The organism is Pseudomonas sp. S3_E10 (assembly GCF_054667615.1).
Genome location: NZ_CP162743.1, coordinates 4,591,696 through 4,607,474, shown reverse-complemented (window position 1 = coordinate 4,607,474; position 15,779 = coordinate 4,591,696). Strand labels below are relative to the sequence as shown.

Sequence of the window (15,779 nt, the reverse complement as noted above, 5' to 3'; positions counted from 1 at the left end):
CCATGAAACCTAACGCCGCGGCGTATAGCCAACGCTTGCTCAAAGGCCAGGCCCCCACTTACGAACGCCTGCAGGCGCGCCTGGCCGAAGACGGCAGCGCGTTGGCCGCCGAACCGATTGCCGTGCATTGCGGCTGGGGCCGGTTGTTGATCGGCCATACCTTCCCCGACCCGGCCAGCCTGGCGGGGGAACTGCTGAATGAACAGCCCGGCGAACGCGACATCGCACTGTACGTGGCCGCGCCCCAGCAGATCCTCGGGATTGACCCGCAGCAATTGTTTCTCGACCCCTCCGACACCTTGCGCCTGTGGTTCAGCGACTATCGCCCGGCCACCCGTGTGTTTCGCGGCTTTCGTATCCGCCGGGTACAGAGCGAAGCCGACTGGCAGGCGGTGAACCAGTTGTATCAAGGGCGCGGCATGTTGCCGGTCGACGCCGAACGCCTCACGCCGCGTCATCAGGGTGGCCCGGTGTATTGGCTGGCGGAGGACGAAGACAGCGGCGCGGTGATCGGCAGCGTGATGGGGCTCAACCACCAGAAAGCCTTTCACGACCCGGAAAACGGTTGCAGCCTGTGGTGCCTGGCCGTCGACCCGCTATGCGCGCGCCCCGGCGTCGGCGAAGTGCTGGTGCGTCACTTGGTGGAGCACTTTATGAGCCGTGGCTTGAGCTACCTGGACCTGTCGGTGCTGCACGATAACCGTCAGGCCAAGGGGCTTTATGCCAAGCTCGGTTTCCGTGCGCTGACCACGTTTGCGATCAAGCACAAGAACGGCATCAACCAGCCGCTGTTTCTCGGCCCTGGGCCGCAGGCGGGGTTCAACCCGTATGCGCGGATCATCGTTGAAGAAGCCCACCGACGCGGTATCGATGTGCAGGTGGATGATGCCGATGCCGGTTTGTTCACCCTCAGCCATGGCGGGCGCCGCGTGCGCTGCCGTGAGTCACTGAGCGACCTGACCAGCGCCATCAGCATGACCCTGTGCCAGGACAAGAGCCTGACCCACAAGGTGCTCAAGGCCGCCGGTTTGCAGTTGCCGTCGCAGCAATTGGCGGGCAGTGCCGACGAGAACCTGGAGTTCCTCGACGAGCACCAGCGCGTGGTGGTCAAGCCGCTGGATGGCGAGCAGGGCCAAGGCGTGGCGGTGGACCTGCAGACCATCGAAGAGGTGCAGCAGGCAATCGAAAACGCGCGCCAGTTCGACAGCCGCGTACTGCTGGAGAGCTTTCATGAAGGCCTAGACTTGCGCATCCTGGTGATCGGCTTCGAGGTGGTTGCCGCCGCGATTCGCCGCCCCGCCGAGGTGACCGGTGACGGCCAGCACTCCATCCGCGCCCTGATCGAGGCCCAAAGCCGTCGCCGTCAGGCCGCCACCGACGGCGAAAGCAAAATCCCCCTGGACGCCGAAACCGAACGCACCCTTGCCGCCGCAGGCTACGACTACAGCAGCGTCCTGCCCCGTGGCGTAACCCTGGCGGTACGCCGTACCGCCAACCTGCACACCGGCGGTTGCCTGGAAGATGTCACCGCGATCCTGCATCCCACGCTCAAGGACGCCGCCGTGCGCGCCGCCCGCGCCCTGGACATCCCCATGGTGGGCCTGGACCTGCTGGTGCCCGCCGCCGATCAACCAGAGTACGTATTTATCGAGGCCAACGAACGGGCCGGCCTGGCCAACCATGAACCGCAGCCCACCGCGCAAAAGTTTGTGGACCTGCTGTTTCCACACAGCCAACCGGCCGCCCAATGACCTGAGCACGCTTATCTCATCAGGAATTTTTATGACTCGAACCATTCCCGAACCTGATCTCAACTACCTGCAAAAAGTCCTGCTGGAAATGCTCGCCATTCCCAGCCCTACCGGGTTCACCGATACCATCGTGCGCTACGTCGCCGAGCGTTTGGAAGAACTCGGCATCCCGTTTGAAATGACCCGGCGCGGCACCATCCGCGCGACGCTCAAGGGCCAGAAAAACAGCCCGGACCGCGCCGTCTCCGCGCACCTGGACACCATCGGTGCCGCCGTGCGCGCAATCAAGGACAACGGCCGCCTGACACTTGCCCCCGTAGGCTGCTGGTCGAGCCGCTTTGCCGAAGGCAGCCGCGTCAGCCTGTTCACCGACAACGGCGTGATCCGTGGCAGCGTACTGCCGCTGATGGCCTCCGGGCATGCGTTCAACACCGCCGTGGATGAAATGCCGGTGAGTTGGGACCATGTGGAACTGCGCCTGGACGCCTACTGCGCCACCCGCGCCGATTGCGACTCGCTGGGCATCAGCGTCGGCGACTACGTGGCCTTCGACCCCTTGCCCGAGTTCACCGAGAGTGGGCATATCAGCGCACGCCACCTGGACGACAAAGCCGGCGTCGCTGCCCTGCTCGCTGCGCTCAAGGCGATTGTCGACAGTGGCGAACCCCTGCTGATCGACTGTCACCCGCTGTTCACCATTACCGAGGAAACCGGCAGCGGTGCCGCAGCCGCGCTGCCGTGGGATGTGAGTGAGTTCGTCGGCATCGATATCGCCCCGGTCGCGCCCGGCCAGCACTCCAGTGAGCATGCGGTGAGCGTGGCGATGCAGGATTCCGGCGGGCCCTACGACTATCACCTGTCGCGTCATTTACTGCGCCTGGCCGCGGACAATGACCTACCGGTGCGCCGCGACCTGTTCCGCTATTACTTCAGCGATGCGCATTCCGCCGTGACCGCCGGCCACGACATTCGCACCGCGCTGCTGGCGTTCGGTTGCGACGCGACCCACGGTTACGAGCGCACCCATATCGACAGCCTGGCCGCGCTGAGCCGCCTGTTGGGCGCGTATATCCTCAGCCCGCCGGTGTTTGCCAGCGACGCGCAGCCGGCCCAGGGCTCACTGGACCGCTTCAGTCACCAGTTGGAACATGAGACGCAGATGGAGAGCGACACGCGTGTGCCGCCGGTGGACAGCCTGGTCGGCCACAAGTCCTGACGCTGGTCAGCAAGGCCCCGGCGCAGTAGCATCGCCGGGACCTGACACCTGAGGCTTGTATGCTGATTCCCTACGACGCACTTGAAGTCGACACCCTGACCCGCCTGATCGAGGACTTCGTCACCCGCGACGGCACCGACAACGGCGACGACACGCCCTTGGAAACCCGTGTACTGCGTGTGCGCCAGGCGCTGACCAAAGGCCAGGCGCTGATCGTGTTCGACCCCGAAAGCGAACAATGCCAATTGATGCTCAAGCATGACGTGCCCAAGCATCTGTTCGACTGAGGGCGTTCTAGAGTTGGATGACGGGTTGGGCAGACGGCGTCTGGCGTTCTAGGATCTTGCGGTAGACCTCGGCACGATGTACGTGCACGCCAGGCGGCGCTTGGATGCCGAGTTTCACTTGGTTGCCCTTCAGTTCGAGGATATGCACGGTGATGTCATCACCGATGGAGATGATTTCGCCTACGGCGCGGCTTAAAACCAGCATGGCGGTGGACCTTTTGGAGTGACAGGACCCCGACCATGCGCGCTGAGGATGGAGGCTTCAATGGCTCGCGGCGAAATCAGGCAACACCTACGGATGCAGGTAATTTGCCTGACAGACCGCTGCCGAATCAGCCCTTAACTGCCTGCGCCTTGGCGCGCATTTTGTCGGCCATGGTGGTCATTTCGTCGTACAGCAACTGCGGGTTCTTCTGCTTCAACGCCCACGCCATCCGGCCCTGCTCGTGGGGCAGGATCATGAATTCGCCCTGTGCCACGCGCTGATAAATGTAATCGGCAATATCCGCCGCCGAGATCGGCGAACTTTCCAGCAGTTTGCCCACTTGGGCTTTCATGGCGGGGGTCGGCCCACGGAACGAGTCCAGCAGGTTGGTCTGGAAGAACGACGGGCACACCACATGCACGCCGACCTCCTGCTGCTTGAGCTCCACCAGCAAACTCTCCGACAACGCCACGACGCCAGCCTTGGCCACGTTGTAGTTGCTCATGGCCGGCCCTTGCATCAGCGCCGCCATGGAGGCGATGTTGATGATACGGCCCTTGCTCTTTTCCAGCAGCGGCAGGAATGCCTTGCAGCCCTTGACCACGCCCATCAGGTTGATTGCGATCTGCCAATCCCAATCTTCCAGGGACAACTCGGCGAAAAAGCCCCCCGAGGCCACGCCGGCATTGTTGACGATCACATCGATACCCCCGAGCTTGACCTCGCAGGCCTGGGCAAACGCGGTGAGCTGGCTGTAGTCACGTACGTCGCAGCGCTGGATAAACCCGTCGCCACCGGCCTCACGCACCCGCTTCAGGGTTTCCTGCAAGCCGGGCTCACTGACATCCGACAAGGCCAATTGCCAACCCTCGCGAGCCCAGCGCAGAGCGATTTCGCGACCCAGGCCGGACCCGGCGCCAGTGATCATCATGCGATTTTGCATAGGAAGTAGCCTTGTGGTTCACAGAAGAAGTGATCGGCAGTGTAGCGAAGGTTTTTCCCGTACCCACGCACCATCAGAATGATGAATGCCCCAGGCAAACCGAAGGCCGGGTCGGATGCCCGCGCGAGGCCTAAGTTCAATCTTTTTTGACTAACGAGGCGTACGGACGCGTGCGTTAAAAGAAATAAGCGAGCGATCGAAATGCTTTAAAAAAACTTGGAATTTTCTTTGAAGTGACAGAGTCGGAGTTATTAAGGCGTCCGTCATTAAGTGCCGGGCCTATCGTTAATAACCGGTCTTTGCAGAAAGCCAATAAGGAAAAAAAACATGAGCCTGATTCTGATCATTATCTTGATCCTGCTGCTGGTCGGTGGCCTGCCAGTGTTCCCTCACTCGCGTAACTGGGGTTATGGCCCGTCGGGCATCCTCGGGGTTGTGCTGGTGGTACTGCTGGTGCTGTTGTTGCTCGGTCGGATATAAACGCCGGATAAAAAAAGAGGCCTTCACAGGCCTCTTTTTTATTGCCGGTTAGTTAGTCCGGCTTGCCGTCAACCACACCGGCGGTGTTGTTCAACAGGCTCTTGGTGGCCGTTTGCAGGAACGATTCAAGTTTCTGCTTGAGTGCCGCCTCGTCCGGCGAGTCGGGGATCACTTTACCGCTCGGGTTGGCGCCCAATTCGTATTCCCACAACTTCGGCGGCATCTCCTTGGGCAGTACCAGAATGCGCTCGGCGGTGACCAGCGCCACCGTCTGATCGCTGCCCGATGGCTTGATCACGCCGAAGCCCTTGTCGCCTTCCGGCAGGTTCAGCAGGTCGCGACCCCAGCACTGGTGCAGCGTGTCGCCACCGAGGCGGCCCATGATGGTCGGCACGATGTCGATCTGGGTGCCCACGGTGTGGTCGCGCTCGCCGAACTTCTCCTGCATGCCGGGTGCGATCATCAGCATCGGCACGTTGAAGCGGCCCAGGTCCATCTCGGTGATCTGCTGTTCGTTGCCGAAGCCGTGGTCGCCCACGATCACAAACAGGGTTTCCTTGAAGTACGGCTCTTTGCGGGCCTTTTCAAAGAACTGGCCCAGGGCCCAATCGGAGTAGCGCATGGCCGTCAAATGCTCGTTGAGGCTGCCACGGTCTGTGACTTTCTCGACCGGCAACGGCGTCGGCAATGCGTACGGCGTATGGTTGGACAGGGTTTGCAGCAGTGCGTAGAACGGCTTGCCGCCCTCACGCGCCTTCAACTCTTCCAGGCCGCGGTTGAACATGTCCTGGTCGGACACGCCCCACGTCGGGTCGGAGAACACCGGGTTGACGAAGTCGTTGCGACCAATGAAGTTGGTCATGCCCTGGTTGCTGAAGAAACCCGACTGGTTGTCCCAGGCGAAATCGCCGTTGTAGACATACACGTCGTCAAACTTGCGGGCACTGAGCAACTGCGGCAGGCCCGACAGCTTGTGGCTGCCTTCCGGGGTCTGCATCAGGTATTCGAAGCCCGGCAGGTTCGGGAAGCAGGCCATGGTGGCGAACATGCCCTGGTGGGTGTGGGTACCGTTGGAGAAGAAGCGGTCGAACAGCAGGCCCTCCTTGGACAGTTTGTCGAAATACGGCGTGATGTTGCCCGGCCGGCCCAAGGCGCCCACCGAGTGACCGGCGAAGCTTTCCATCAGGATCACGACCACGTTCTTGATCGGCAGGGTCTTCTCGGCCGGTGGCATGTAGTCACGGCGCACGGCGGCGGTATCGGTGTCTACCAGCTTTTCTTGCGGCAGCACCAGCATGTCACGCACGGTCTGGGTGGCCAGCGGCTGGTCCAGGGTAGCCTTCCAGATGTTGGAACGGTCTTCACCGAACCGCGCCTTGGCCGCCGCGATCAGCGACAAGGTGCCATTGAGGCCCAACTGGTTGGCGAAGTTCGAATCGGTGGTGTACACATCGCCCCAACGCAGCGGCGGGCCTTGGCGCAGGGTGCCACGGGCGGCGACCACGGCGATCAGCAGGCAGACCACGAATACCGCGATGCGCGAGTACCACGGGGCCACCTGGCGGGTGCCGATGCTGCCGCCGCTGAACGGCCCGCGTGGGCGCGTGGCGCGGTCGGCGCCTTTGAACGCCATGCTCAGGATCAGCGTGCCCACGGCCCAGGCCAGCAGGTAGCGCACCACTGGGAAACCGTACCAGAGCATGCTCATGACGGTTTTCGGGTCTTCCTTTACGTACTGGAAGACCAGCCCGTTGAGGCGCTGGTGGAACTCGCGGTAGAAGTCCATCTCCATCAAGCCCAGGAACAGGGCGATGCTGGATGCAATAGTCAGCCAGAAACGGAAGAACCCCCGCGCGGCCATGGCGCGTACGCTGAACAATGCCAGCAGCAACGGGATAAGCAGGTACACCACCAGGCGGATATCCAGGCGCAGGCCGTTGGCGAACGCTTCAAGGAAGGTCGAGGCCGGCGTGTCGAGGATCATCTCGCGGTTGTATACCAGCAGCGCCAGGCGCAGCAGGGAGAGCATCACCATCATGACCAGTGCGCAGAGCAGCGTGTACGCCAGATGGGATTTGACGGTCGGTTGCAGCAGGCGATTAGAAGCTCGCTGCTGACTCAGGGCGTCCGGGTTTGCCATGTCGTTTCAGGACCCATTGGAAGTTTATGTGACGAAATATCGCGGTGGCGCGAATGGTGCCCGATCAATCACAGCAAGGCTATTAATTAGTGAACGAGCACCGCTGCGCCACCTTTAATAGCAGGCAGGTAAAGCCGGGGAATTGTCTTGGACGGGGTGTGAAAATTATGTGCAGCGAATATTTCGATACATAAATCTATGGAGCACGCCCAAAGCAAATGTGGAAGGGGGCTTGCTCCCGATAGCGGTGGATCAGTCAGAACAGCTGTGACTGATAAACCGTCATCGGGAGCAAGCCCCCTTCCATATTGACTGTGCCCACTCCAGCAGGAGTGAAGCGATCAGATCCGCACGTTACCCCGCGGCCCGGCAATCGCCCAGATGATCAGGCCAAGTACCGGCAGCAGCAGGATCAGCAGGATCCACAGCACCTTGGCGCCGGTGCTCGCGCCGCTTTTGAATACGTTGATGATCGCCCAGATATCCAGCGCCAGGATGATCAGCCCGATCAAGCCGTTAAAAGTGGAACCCATGGTGTCGCTCCTAAGTGAGGGCATGCACTTGTAGGATAGTCAGCCCTGGCAGGGGTTCCGTTTTATTTCAGATGTGCACGGCGATCTTCAGCGCTTCCAGGGACGGCTCGGCCTTGATACCCACTTCGGCACACAGTTGCAGCACACGCGGCAGGTCGTTACCGAACACCAGCACGGCCTGGATCTCGTCATCCAACAGTTGGCTGAAGTTGAGCAGCACATAGCCACCCTCTTCGGGGCTAAGCGCACTCATCTGGATCTGGATGCGGTTCAGTGCAGTGAGGTCCTCGGTCTTGGCCAATTGCTTGGGCTTGAGGTTGAACGCCACACCCGGACCAAACGACGCGACGATTTGTGCAAACAGGTCGGCATAGGTATCGGCTTGGAACAGCGCGGTGTCCGGCAGGCTACCGACCACCACCCACTCTCCCAGCGGGATCGGAAAGCTGTCGTCGTAGTTGATGTCCGGGTTGGCCGCCAGGAATGCCGCGGGATCGGCGTAGGCCTGGGCGGCTTCCTCGGCGATGCGCGCCACTTCGTCCTCGCCCATGACCCCGGCGCTGATTTTGCTGATGAGTTCGACGAGGGCGGTTTTCATGGGGCAATCCTGTGACGGGCGGGTTTTGGAGGGCGCGTAGCCTACACCAGTTTCTGCAACCGCGCCGCCGTATCCACCGCGCCCATGGTTTGGGCCGCCGCCAGCGCGGTCGCGCCCTGCGCATCGGTGGCCTTGGGGTCAGCGCCCTGGTCGAGCAGGTAGTCGAGCATTTCGACGCGGTTGAACATGGCCGCCATCATCAAGGCCGTGCGCCCGTCGGATGAAGCCGCTGCCACCGGCGTACCGCCTTCGATGAGCGCCTGGACCACAGGCAAATGGCCCTTGAACGCCGCGCCGGCAATCGGCAGTTGGTTCTTGTCATTGGCGATCAGCGGGTCCGCCTTGAATTCGAGCAGTACTTTTACCGCCTCGGCGTGGCCGTGGTAGGCCGCGAGCATCAACAAGGTATCGCCGTTGTGGTTGCGAAAATTGGCCGGCAAGCCCTTGGCCAGCAAGGCGGCGAGCATCGCGGCATCGCCTCGGCGGGCCACGTCGAAGACCTGCTCGGCAAATTCGGCGGCTTCGTCTTCGGTCATTTGTTTTGGCTGGTCGGACATGCGGGGCTCCTGGTGTGGCGACGTCGGGTATTCAATAGAGGCGCCCAGTGTCGCGATGGAGTTCCCACCTGTCATGGCTTTTTTGTCAAAAGCCGCCATAGGCACAATCAATAACGGAACTGGCCGCCCTGAATCTGCGCCAGCAATTGACCCGTCACCGGTACGTAGCAGTCGGACCCCGGCAGCCACGCGTACACCGGGTCATTGCCGGCCTTGTCCGGATCAAACGCCTCCTCCTTGAGCTTGACCTTCTGGTACTTGAACGTACCGGTGGTTTCCATCTTGACCTTGATTCGCAGGAACAACGGCACCGCATAGGCCGGCAACTGGCCATGGGCAAATTGCAGCAATTCGCGCATGTCCAATGCCGCCAGGGATTCGCTCGGCGTGATGGCGACCATGCCTGCGCGACCGTTGGTGTTGTCGATCTCGACGCCATAGGCCACCACTTCGGCGATCTGTGGGTGTTGCAGCAGGACGTTCTCGACTTCGGTGGTGGAGACGTTTTCGCCTTTCCAGCGGTAGGTGTCCCCCAGTCGATCGACGAATTGCGCGTGGCCAAAGCCGATGCTGCGCAACAAATCACCGGTATTAAAGTAGCGATCGCCCTTTTCAAACACGTCGGTGAGCACCACCTTGCCGTTCTTTTGCGGGTCGGTGTAACCGTCGAAGGGTGATTTTTCGTCAATCCTGGCCAGCAACAGGCCTTGCCCGCCGGTGGGCACCTTGCGCATATAGCCATCGCTGCCACGCAGCGGCTCGCCGTTGTCGTGAACGTAGTCCACCAGGGCCCAATGCTGCAGGCAGAAGCCGATGGTGTTGTCGAAATTCAGCACGTTGGTAAACCCGATATTGCCGTCGCTGGCCGCGTACAACTCACAGATGTGTTCGACGCCATACCGCGCCTTGAACTGCGCCCATACGCCGGGGCGCAAACCATTGCCGACCATTTTGGTCACGCGGTTATCGCGGTCGCTTGCACTGGGCGGCTGGTCCAGCAGGTAACGGCACAGCTCACCGACATAGCCAAGGGTGGTCGCCTTGAATTTGCGCGCATCGTCCCAGAACTGGCTCGCGCTGAACTTGCGGCGGATGGCAAACCCCGAAGCCCCGACAATCGCCGAGCCCCAGCACACACACAGACCGGTGGCGTGGTAGAGCGGCAAGGTGCAATACAGAACGTCGTCCCGGCCCATGTCCAGCGCAATGCGGCCAAAGCTGACGGCGGTTTTGGTCCAGCGGCCGTGTTTCATGATGCCCGCTTTGGGCAGGCCCGTGGTACCGGAGGTGTAGATATAAAAGCAGGGGTCGTTGAAGAAGATCTGCGCGGTGCTGGCGGGGTTGTCCACCGGGCACTCGGCGCTGGCCGCCAGCAGGTCGATGTACCCCTCGGGCATTTCGCCGGATAGCTGATCGGCGACGAACCAGGTTCGCGCCGCCGGGATCTGCACCTGATCGCGCACTGCCCCGTAGGCAGCCACGAGTTCCGTGCCCACCACAATCGCCACCGGGCTCACCAGGTTCAGGCTGTGCACCAGCGCAGCTTGAGTTTGCGCGGTATTGAGCATGGCGCAGATGCCACCGAGCTTGGCCACGGCCAATACGCTGAGGAGTAATTCGGGACGGTTTTCGATAAACAGTGCCACCACGTCGCCCTTGCCGATGCCCTGGGCCTGCAGGTGGTAGGCGATGCGGTTGGCATATTGATTGGCTTCGCGATAGCTGAGGACCCGGTCGCCATACAACAATGCCTGGCCGTCGGGGTTGCTCAGGGTGGCTTGCTCAAAGTGCCAGCCCAACCCGCACGGCTGCGCGGGGTCGGTTACGTTGGCGGCACGCATGCCGCGAACCACCCGAGGTAAGGCACGCACAATGGCGGGCACCTTACGCAGCAGCTTGGCCCAGGTGATCATGTCGCTCTGCGGATGCCTCATGGGAACGTCCTTTTTCTTATTCTTCGTATGATCCGGCAACACCGGCATTTTCCACGCAAGCTTCGTAGGCGAGAGGCCCAATGCCATGCAGGAAAATACGCCAGCCATTCTTCGGCTGTACACGCGCGATTTGAAAAGTTTTGTATCCCAGCCCATGCCCTTGCAAAAGGGAATTTACCTACGCCACGGCGGTCTTTATGAATAAGCGCGCCCCCAGCCGCCTCCGCGAGTAGAGCAAAATGCAGTGTGCATGATGGCCATTCATGCAAATTGCACGAAATCGAAAAATCACGATTTTTATAAGTGACTGATTTATAAAGATATTTAACAAAATCACTAGCTGGCACAATCACTGCACCTATCACTCCATGCTTGCCCACTTGAGCCAACGGAGCTGATAGACATGAGCCTGATCCAAGATAAATTCGCTTCAGTATTCTCCAACTACGACGTCACCACCCAACCACGTCCAGACGGCGGCATCCTGTTGACCCTGCGTAACAGTGAAGGCAAACAGGTCAAGCGGTCGATTTCCTACCAGCAATTGCACACCGCCGATCAACTGACGTGGGTGATCAGCGCCATTCGCCGTGATTTGGCTGAACAAGCCAGCGAACTGCCGCAAATTTCGATGTTGCAAAGCCAGAACCGCTTTGCTCTGCCGACCTACCATTCGGCTTAACGCCACACCCCGAAAAAAAGGCCGGGACGCCGTTGAGCGTCCCGGCCTTTTTTTCATGGGCCTACCATAGGCCTTGGCGGGCCGCTTCATTCATGGCCTGCACGCGGTTGGTCACTTGCAATTTGCCGTAGATATTGCGCAGGTGAAATTTAACCGTGGCCTCGGACGTGGCACGGATCTGGCTGATCTCCCAGACGGTCTTGCCTTCCGAAGCCCAGCGCAGAATCTCCAACTCCGCCGGGGTCAGGGGCTTGCCGGACAAGCCAAGCCGCCTCCTGACGGCAGTGGGTACGAAATACGGCGGCGAACACAACTCCTCTGGGCCATTCATCACGTTCTCTCCTTTTTATTTGGCTGATGCCTTAATCACCCCTCGGATTCCTCCTGTTGACAGGCGATATATAAACGTTGAGGCCGCAGAGAGTTACACAATGAATGGAGCCAGTGCGCAGGGCTCGTGACAAACAGCGCTGCCCTACATATATTTAGGCGTCTTCCCACAGCAGTTTCAAACCCACTGGGGTTGAACATTCCAATGGCTGGGGGGCTCAGTCGTCCAGACCCGGGAAGCGACTGGCAATTGAGTCACCGGTCAACTCCGGCTCACCGCCCGCGTGGAATAACCGCAAGGCCACGAAGTGCGGGTTCTCGCCCATGTCAAACCAATGCGCCATACCCGCCGGAATCATCAGCAGGTCGTTTTTCTCACAGCGCACGGCATACACGTAGTCGCCGATGTGCAGGCAAAACAGACCAAGGCCTGCGATGAAAAAACGCACCTCATCTTTCTCGCCGCGGCGCTCCTTGCGAGCCTGCTCGCGCAGCTCGGCTTTGTGCGGGTGGTCGCTGGTGATGCTGAGCACTTGCACCTGAGCGTAGCCGAGGCGGTCGATCTGCATCTGGTACGCCGAGATCATTGCCGCATCGCTGGCCCCCTTCTCGATCGGACTGGGCTGCCAGCGCTCGAACCGTACGCCGTGTTCGGCCAGGATGGCGGCGATGTCGTCGAAATGGGTCAATACCTTGTTCGGGGTATCCGGTGTAGCAACGGGGTAGACGGCGACATAACTCATTGAAGGGTTCCTTGGTTCTGCTCGTGCAATCGAAGGCCAATGATAACGGCCGCGGCCAGGGCGGCGATGCTCGCAATACTAAAGGTGAAGGTCGGCCCCAGCAGGTTCCAGCTATAGCCGCAATACAATGCGCCCAATGCGCCGCCGGTGCCGGCCAGGGCGGCGTACAGCGCCTGGCCCTGGCCTTGTTGTTTAGCGTCGAAACTGCGTTGCACAAAGGCGATCGCCGCCGCATGGAAGCTGCCGAAAGTCGCGGCATGCATCACCTGCGCCAGCAACAGCACCCAGAAGAACTCGGCAAACGACCCCAGCAGCAACCAGCGCAACGCCGCCAACAGGAAGCTGGCCAGCAGCACCCGGCGTACCGAAAAGCGTGTGAGGATACGGCTCATGCCCAGGAACATCAGCACTTCGGCCACCACCCCCAGCGCCCACAGCATGCCGATCACGCCACGGCTGTAGCCCAGATGTTCCAGATGCAGGGTGAGGAAGGTGTAATACGGGCCATGGCTCATTTGCATCAACGCCACGCAAGCGTAAAACGCCAATACCCCAGGGCTGCGCAGTTGCTTGAGGAACCCGTCGCCTGCGACTCGACTGCCGTGGGTGACGGGCTGCGCGTTCGGCACCCACAGGCTGGCGCCGACGATGCCGGCCATGATCACCACGATCACGACCGGGTAGATATCCAGGCTCAACCGGTCGAACAGGCGGCCCATGATCACCACCGCAAGGATGAAACCGATGGAGCCCCACAGGCGGATCTGGCTATAGCGCGAGGTTTGTTTTTGCAGGTGAGCCAGGGTGATCACTTCAAACTGCGGCAGCACCGCATGCCAGAAGAACGCATGCAGGGCCATCACCAGCGCCAGCCAGGCGTAGGTTTGGCTGACGAAAATCAGCGAAAAACTCACCAGGGTGCACACCGCGCCAAACCGCACGATGGCCAGGCGCCGGCCGGTGTAATCGCCCAGCCAGCCCCACAGGTTAGGCGCCACGCAGCGCATCAACATGGGAATGGCCACCAGCTCGCCGATGCGCGCGCTGGAGAACCCCAGGTGATCGAAATACAGCGCCAGGAATGGCGCCGTCGCCCCCAGCAGGGCGAAATAGAACAGGTAGAAACTGGAGAGGCGCCAATAAGGAAGGGCTGTCACAACCAGCCCGTCACAGCTGGCCGAGCACCGGGGTACTGACGCGCACATCGGCGTTCTGCCCGCGGTTGCGCAGCAGGTGGTCCATCAACACGATAGCCATCATCGCTTCGGCAATCGGCGTGGCGCGGATGCCCACGCACGGGTCGTGGCGGCCCTTGGTGATGACGTCCACCGGATTGCCGTGCACATCGATCGAACGGCCCGCAGTGGTGATGCTCGACGTGGCCTTGAGCGCCAGGTGCGCCACAATCGGCTGGCCGGAAGAAATACCGCCGAGGATGCCGCCGGCATTATTGCTGAGGAAACCTTGCGGGGTCAGCTCATCGCGATGCTCGGTGCCGCGTTGGGAGACGCAGGCGAAACCCGCGCCGATTTCCACGCCCTTGACCGCGTTGATGCTCATCAATGCATGGGCCAGCTCAGCGTCGAGACGGTCGAAGATCGGTTCGCCCAGGCCAGGCTTCACCCCTTCAGCGACCACGGTGATCTTGGCGCCAACGGAGTCCTGATCGCGGCGCAGCTGGTCCATGTAGGCTTCCAGTTCCGGCACTTTGTCCGGGTCCGGGCTGAAAAAAGCGTTGTCGTCAACGCTGTCCCAGGTCTTGAACGGGATTTCAATCGGGCCCAGCTGGCTCATGTAGCCACGGATCACGATGCCCTGGGTGGCCAGGTATTTCTTGGCGATGGCGCCGGCGGCCACGCGCATGGCGGTTTCACGCGCCGAGCTGCGGCCGCCGCCACGGTAGTCGCGTTCGCCGTATTTGTGGTGGTAGGTATAGTCGGCGTGGGCTGGCCGGAACAGGTCCTTGATCGCGGAATAATCCTTGGACTTCTGATCCGTGTTGCGGATCAAGAGGCCGATGGCGCAGCCGGTGGTGCGGCCTTCGAACACGCCGGAGAGGATCTCGACTTCGTCGGGCTCCTGGCGCTGGGTGGTGTGGCGGCTGGTGCCGGGCTTGCGGCGGTCGAGATCACGCTGCAGGTCTTCCAGAGACAGCTCGAGGCCGGGCGGGCAGCCGTCGACAATGGCGACCAACGCCGGGCCATGGCTTTCGCCCGCGGTGGTGACAGTGAACAGCTTGCCGAAGGTATTGCCGGACATGCGGGGCGCTCCGTGAAATCAGTTGAATCGAGTCAACCGTAATAACTTAAGGCGGCCAGTATACGCAGGCTAACCGACTAGTTCATCCTCGAAACCTTACCGGTGGACGTTGGTCCAACCGGCACCTCCTCATGATGGCGCGATGATGCTTCGAGTCCTGCTTCTTACCCTGACCTTGTTTACCGCCGTGGCCCACGCCGCCTCCCCCGTCGTACTGCAACGCCCTATCAGCCTGGACACCGGCAGCGGCGAGCTGTTCGGCTCACTGCTGTTGCCACAGTCCGACAAGCCGGTGCCGGTGGTGCTGATCATCGCCGGTTCCGGCCCCACCGACCGCAACGGCAACAGCGCCGACGGCGCGCGCAACGACAGCCTCAAGCGCCTGGCCTGGGTACTGGCCCGGCATAACATCGCCAGCGTGCGCTATGACAAGCGCGGCGTGGCCGCCAGCCTCGCCGCCACCCCGGATGAACGCAACCTGACCCTTGATGCCTACGTCGCCGATGCGGTGGCCTGGGGCCAATTGCTCAAGACCGACAAACGCATGGGCCCGTTGATTGTGCTGGGCCATAGTGAAGGTGCGCTGGTGGCAGCCCTGGCTGCGCCGCAATTAGACCCGGCGGGCGTCATCTCGCTGTCCGGCAGCGCGCGCCCGGTAGACCAGGTGATCCGCCAGCAACTGGCCGATCACCTGCCCCCAGCCCTGCTGCTGCGCAGTAATGAAATCCTTGATCACCTGAAGGCCGGCCAAGTGGATACCGACGTGCCCGGCCCGCTGGAAGGCATTTTCCGGCCCAGCGTCCAGCCTTACCTGATCAGCCTGTTTCGCGCCGCCCCTCGCGCGGCCTTTGCCAAACTGCGCATGCCTGCGCTGATCATCCAGGGCACGCATGATATCCAGGTAGGCGTCGGCGATGCCCAGCAACTGAAACGGGCCAAGCCGGACGCGCAGTTGACGGTGATTGAAGGCATGAATCATGTGATGCGCATCGTGCCCAACGAGGTGAAGCAACAACTGGCCTCCTATAACGACCCGAAGCTGCCCCTCGCCGCCGAACTGGGTGAACGGGTGGTGCGCTTTATCGATGAACTTCAACCCAATTAAGCGGCAATTGGCCTCC

General features: G+C 61.2%; 17 protein-coding genes. 6 read left to right on the top strand and 11 right to left on the bottom strand.

The annotated features are described in order from the left end of the window. The first annotated feature begins 2 nt into the window (after positions 1–2). Genes ngg through AB4N98_RS21165 form a run of 3 tightly spaced genes read left to right on the top strand, consistent with a single transcriptional unit; the run spans position 3 to position 3,254 of the window. Positions 3–1,751, top strand: a complete 1,749-nt coding sequence (gene ngg / locus AB4N98_RS21175; protein ID WP_460148890.1) for an N-acetylglutaminylglutamine synthetase — start codon at positions 3–5, stop codon at positions 1,749–1,751. A gap of 31 nt (positions 1,752–1,782) precedes the next feature. Continuing rightward, entirely contained in the window at positions 1,783–2,967 is a 1,185-nt protein-coding gene (locus AB4N98_RS21170; protein WP_017527715.1) for an osmoprotectant NAGGN system M42 family peptidase, read from the top strand. Between the two features lie 59 nt (positions 2,968–3,026). Next, entirely contained in the window at positions 3,027–3,254 is a 228-nt protein-coding gene (locus AB4N98_RS21165) for a YheU family protein (RefSeq protein WP_003192759.1), read from the top strand. 7 nt (positions 3,255–3,261) lie between these two features. On the opposite strand, the gene csrA is transcribed toward AB4N98_RS21165, so the two are convergent. Further along, positions 3,262–3,459 (bottom strand): carbon storage regulator CsrA, encoded by a 198-nt coding sequence (gene csrA, locus AB4N98_RS21160; RefSeq protein WP_017527714.1) that lies wholly within the window; start codon positions 3,457–3,459, stop codon positions 3,262–3,264. A gap of 127 nt (positions 3,460–3,586) precedes the next feature. Continuing rightward, positions 3,587–4,402 carry an SDR family oxidoreductase gene (locus AB4N98_RS21155; protein ID WP_017527713.1) on the bottom strand — a complete coding sequence of 272 codons (816 nt, stop codon included), beginning with the start codon at positions 4,400–4,402 and terminating at the stop codon, positions 3,587–3,589. A 327-nt stretch (positions 4,403–4,729) separates the two neighbouring features. Between AB4N98_RS21155 and AB4N98_RS21150 the strand changes: the two genes are divergently transcribed. Next, entirely contained in the window at positions 4,730–4,882 is a 153-nt protein-coding gene (locus AB4N98_RS21150) for a DUF3309 family protein (RefSeq protein WP_015885095.1), read from the top strand. Positions 4,883–4,934: 52 nt separating this feature from the next. Here AB4N98_RS21150 and AB4N98_RS21145 read toward each other — a convergent pair whose 3' ends face one another. The 5 genes from AB4N98_RS21145 to AB4N98_RS21125 form a co-directional block, all read right to left on the bottom strand. Beyond that, a complete protein-coding gene (locus AB4N98_RS21145) occupies positions 4,935–7,022 on the bottom strand; it encodes an LTA synthase family protein (RefSeq protein ID WP_017527712.1) in 2,088 nt (695 codons plus the stop codon). Positions 7,023–7,363: 341 nt separating this feature from the next. After that, entirely contained in the window at positions 7,364–7,555 is a 192-nt protein-coding gene (locus tag AB4N98_RS21140) for a PLDc N-terminal domain-containing protein (protein WP_003172956.1), read from the bottom strand. A 67-nt stretch (positions 7,556–7,622) separates the two neighbouring features. Further along, entirely contained in the window at positions 7,623–8,153 is a 531-nt protein-coding gene (locus AB4N98_RS21135) for a hypothetical protein (RefSeq protein WP_017527711.1), read from the bottom strand. A 41-nt stretch (positions 8,154–8,194) separates the two neighbouring features. After that, positions 8,195–8,710 carry an ankyrin repeat domain-containing protein gene (locus AB4N98_RS21130; RefSeq protein WP_017527710.1) on the bottom strand — a complete coding sequence of 172 codons (516 nt, stop codon included), beginning with the start codon at positions 8,708–8,710 and terminating at the stop codon, positions 8,195–8,197. Between the two features lie 107 nt (positions 8,711–8,817). Then, positions 8,818–10,644 carry a long-chain-acyl-CoA synthetase gene (locus AB4N98_RS21125; RefSeq protein ID WP_017527709.1) on the bottom strand — a complete coding sequence of 609 codons (1,827 nt, stop codon included), beginning with the start codon at positions 10,642–10,644 and terminating at the stop codon, positions 8,818–8,820. Between the two features lie 403 nt (positions 10,645–11,047). On the opposite strand from AB4N98_RS21125, the gene AB4N98_RS21120 reads away from it, so the two are divergent. Beyond that, positions 11,048–11,326 carry a DUF3509 domain-containing protein gene (locus AB4N98_RS21120; protein WP_003172952.1) on the top strand — a complete coding sequence of 93 codons (279 nt, stop codon included), beginning with the start codon at positions 11,048–11,050 and terminating at the stop codon, positions 11,324–11,326. Positions 11,327–11,387: 61 nt separating this feature from the next. On the opposite strand, the gene AB4N98_RS21115 is transcribed toward AB4N98_RS21120, so the two are convergent. From AB4N98_RS21115 to aroC, 4 genes are all read right to left on the bottom strand, one after another. Then, positions 11,388–11,657: a response regulator transcription factor gene (locus AB4N98_RS21115; protein ID WP_026067249.1), complete on the bottom strand. Its 270-nt coding sequence runs from the start codon at positions 11,655–11,657 to the stop codon at positions 11,388–11,390. A gap of 217 nt (positions 11,658–11,874) precedes the next feature. Beyond that, positions 11,875–12,399 carry an acireductone dioxygenase gene (locus tag AB4N98_RS21110; RefSeq protein ID WP_017527707.1) on the bottom strand — a complete coding sequence of 175 codons (525 nt, stop codon included), beginning with the start codon at positions 12,397–12,399 and terminating at the stop codon, positions 11,875–11,877. After that, entirely contained in the window at positions 12,396–13,604 is a 1,209-nt protein-coding gene (locus tag AB4N98_RS21105; protein ID WP_050553993.1) for an MFS transporter, read from the bottom strand. Before AB4N98_RS21105 ends, AB4N98_RS21110 begins: the two co-directional genes overlap by 4 nt. Next, entirely contained in the window at positions 13,567–14,658 is a 1,092-nt protein-coding gene (gene aroC / locus AB4N98_RS21100; protein ID WP_017527705.1) for a chorismate synthase, read from the bottom strand. The genes AB4N98_RS21105 and aroC overlap by 38 nt, the downstream gene beginning before the upstream one ends. Positions 14,659–14,800: 142 nt before the next feature. Between aroC and AB4N98_RS21095 the strand changes: the two genes are divergently transcribed. Next, positions 14,801–15,763 carry an alpha/beta hydrolase gene (locus AB4N98_RS21095; protein ID WP_460148889.1) on the top strand — a complete coding sequence of 321 codons (963 nt, stop codon included), beginning with the start codon at positions 14,801–14,803 and terminating at the stop codon, positions 15,761–15,763. The last annotated feature ends 16 nt before the right edge of the window (positions 15,764–15,779 follow it).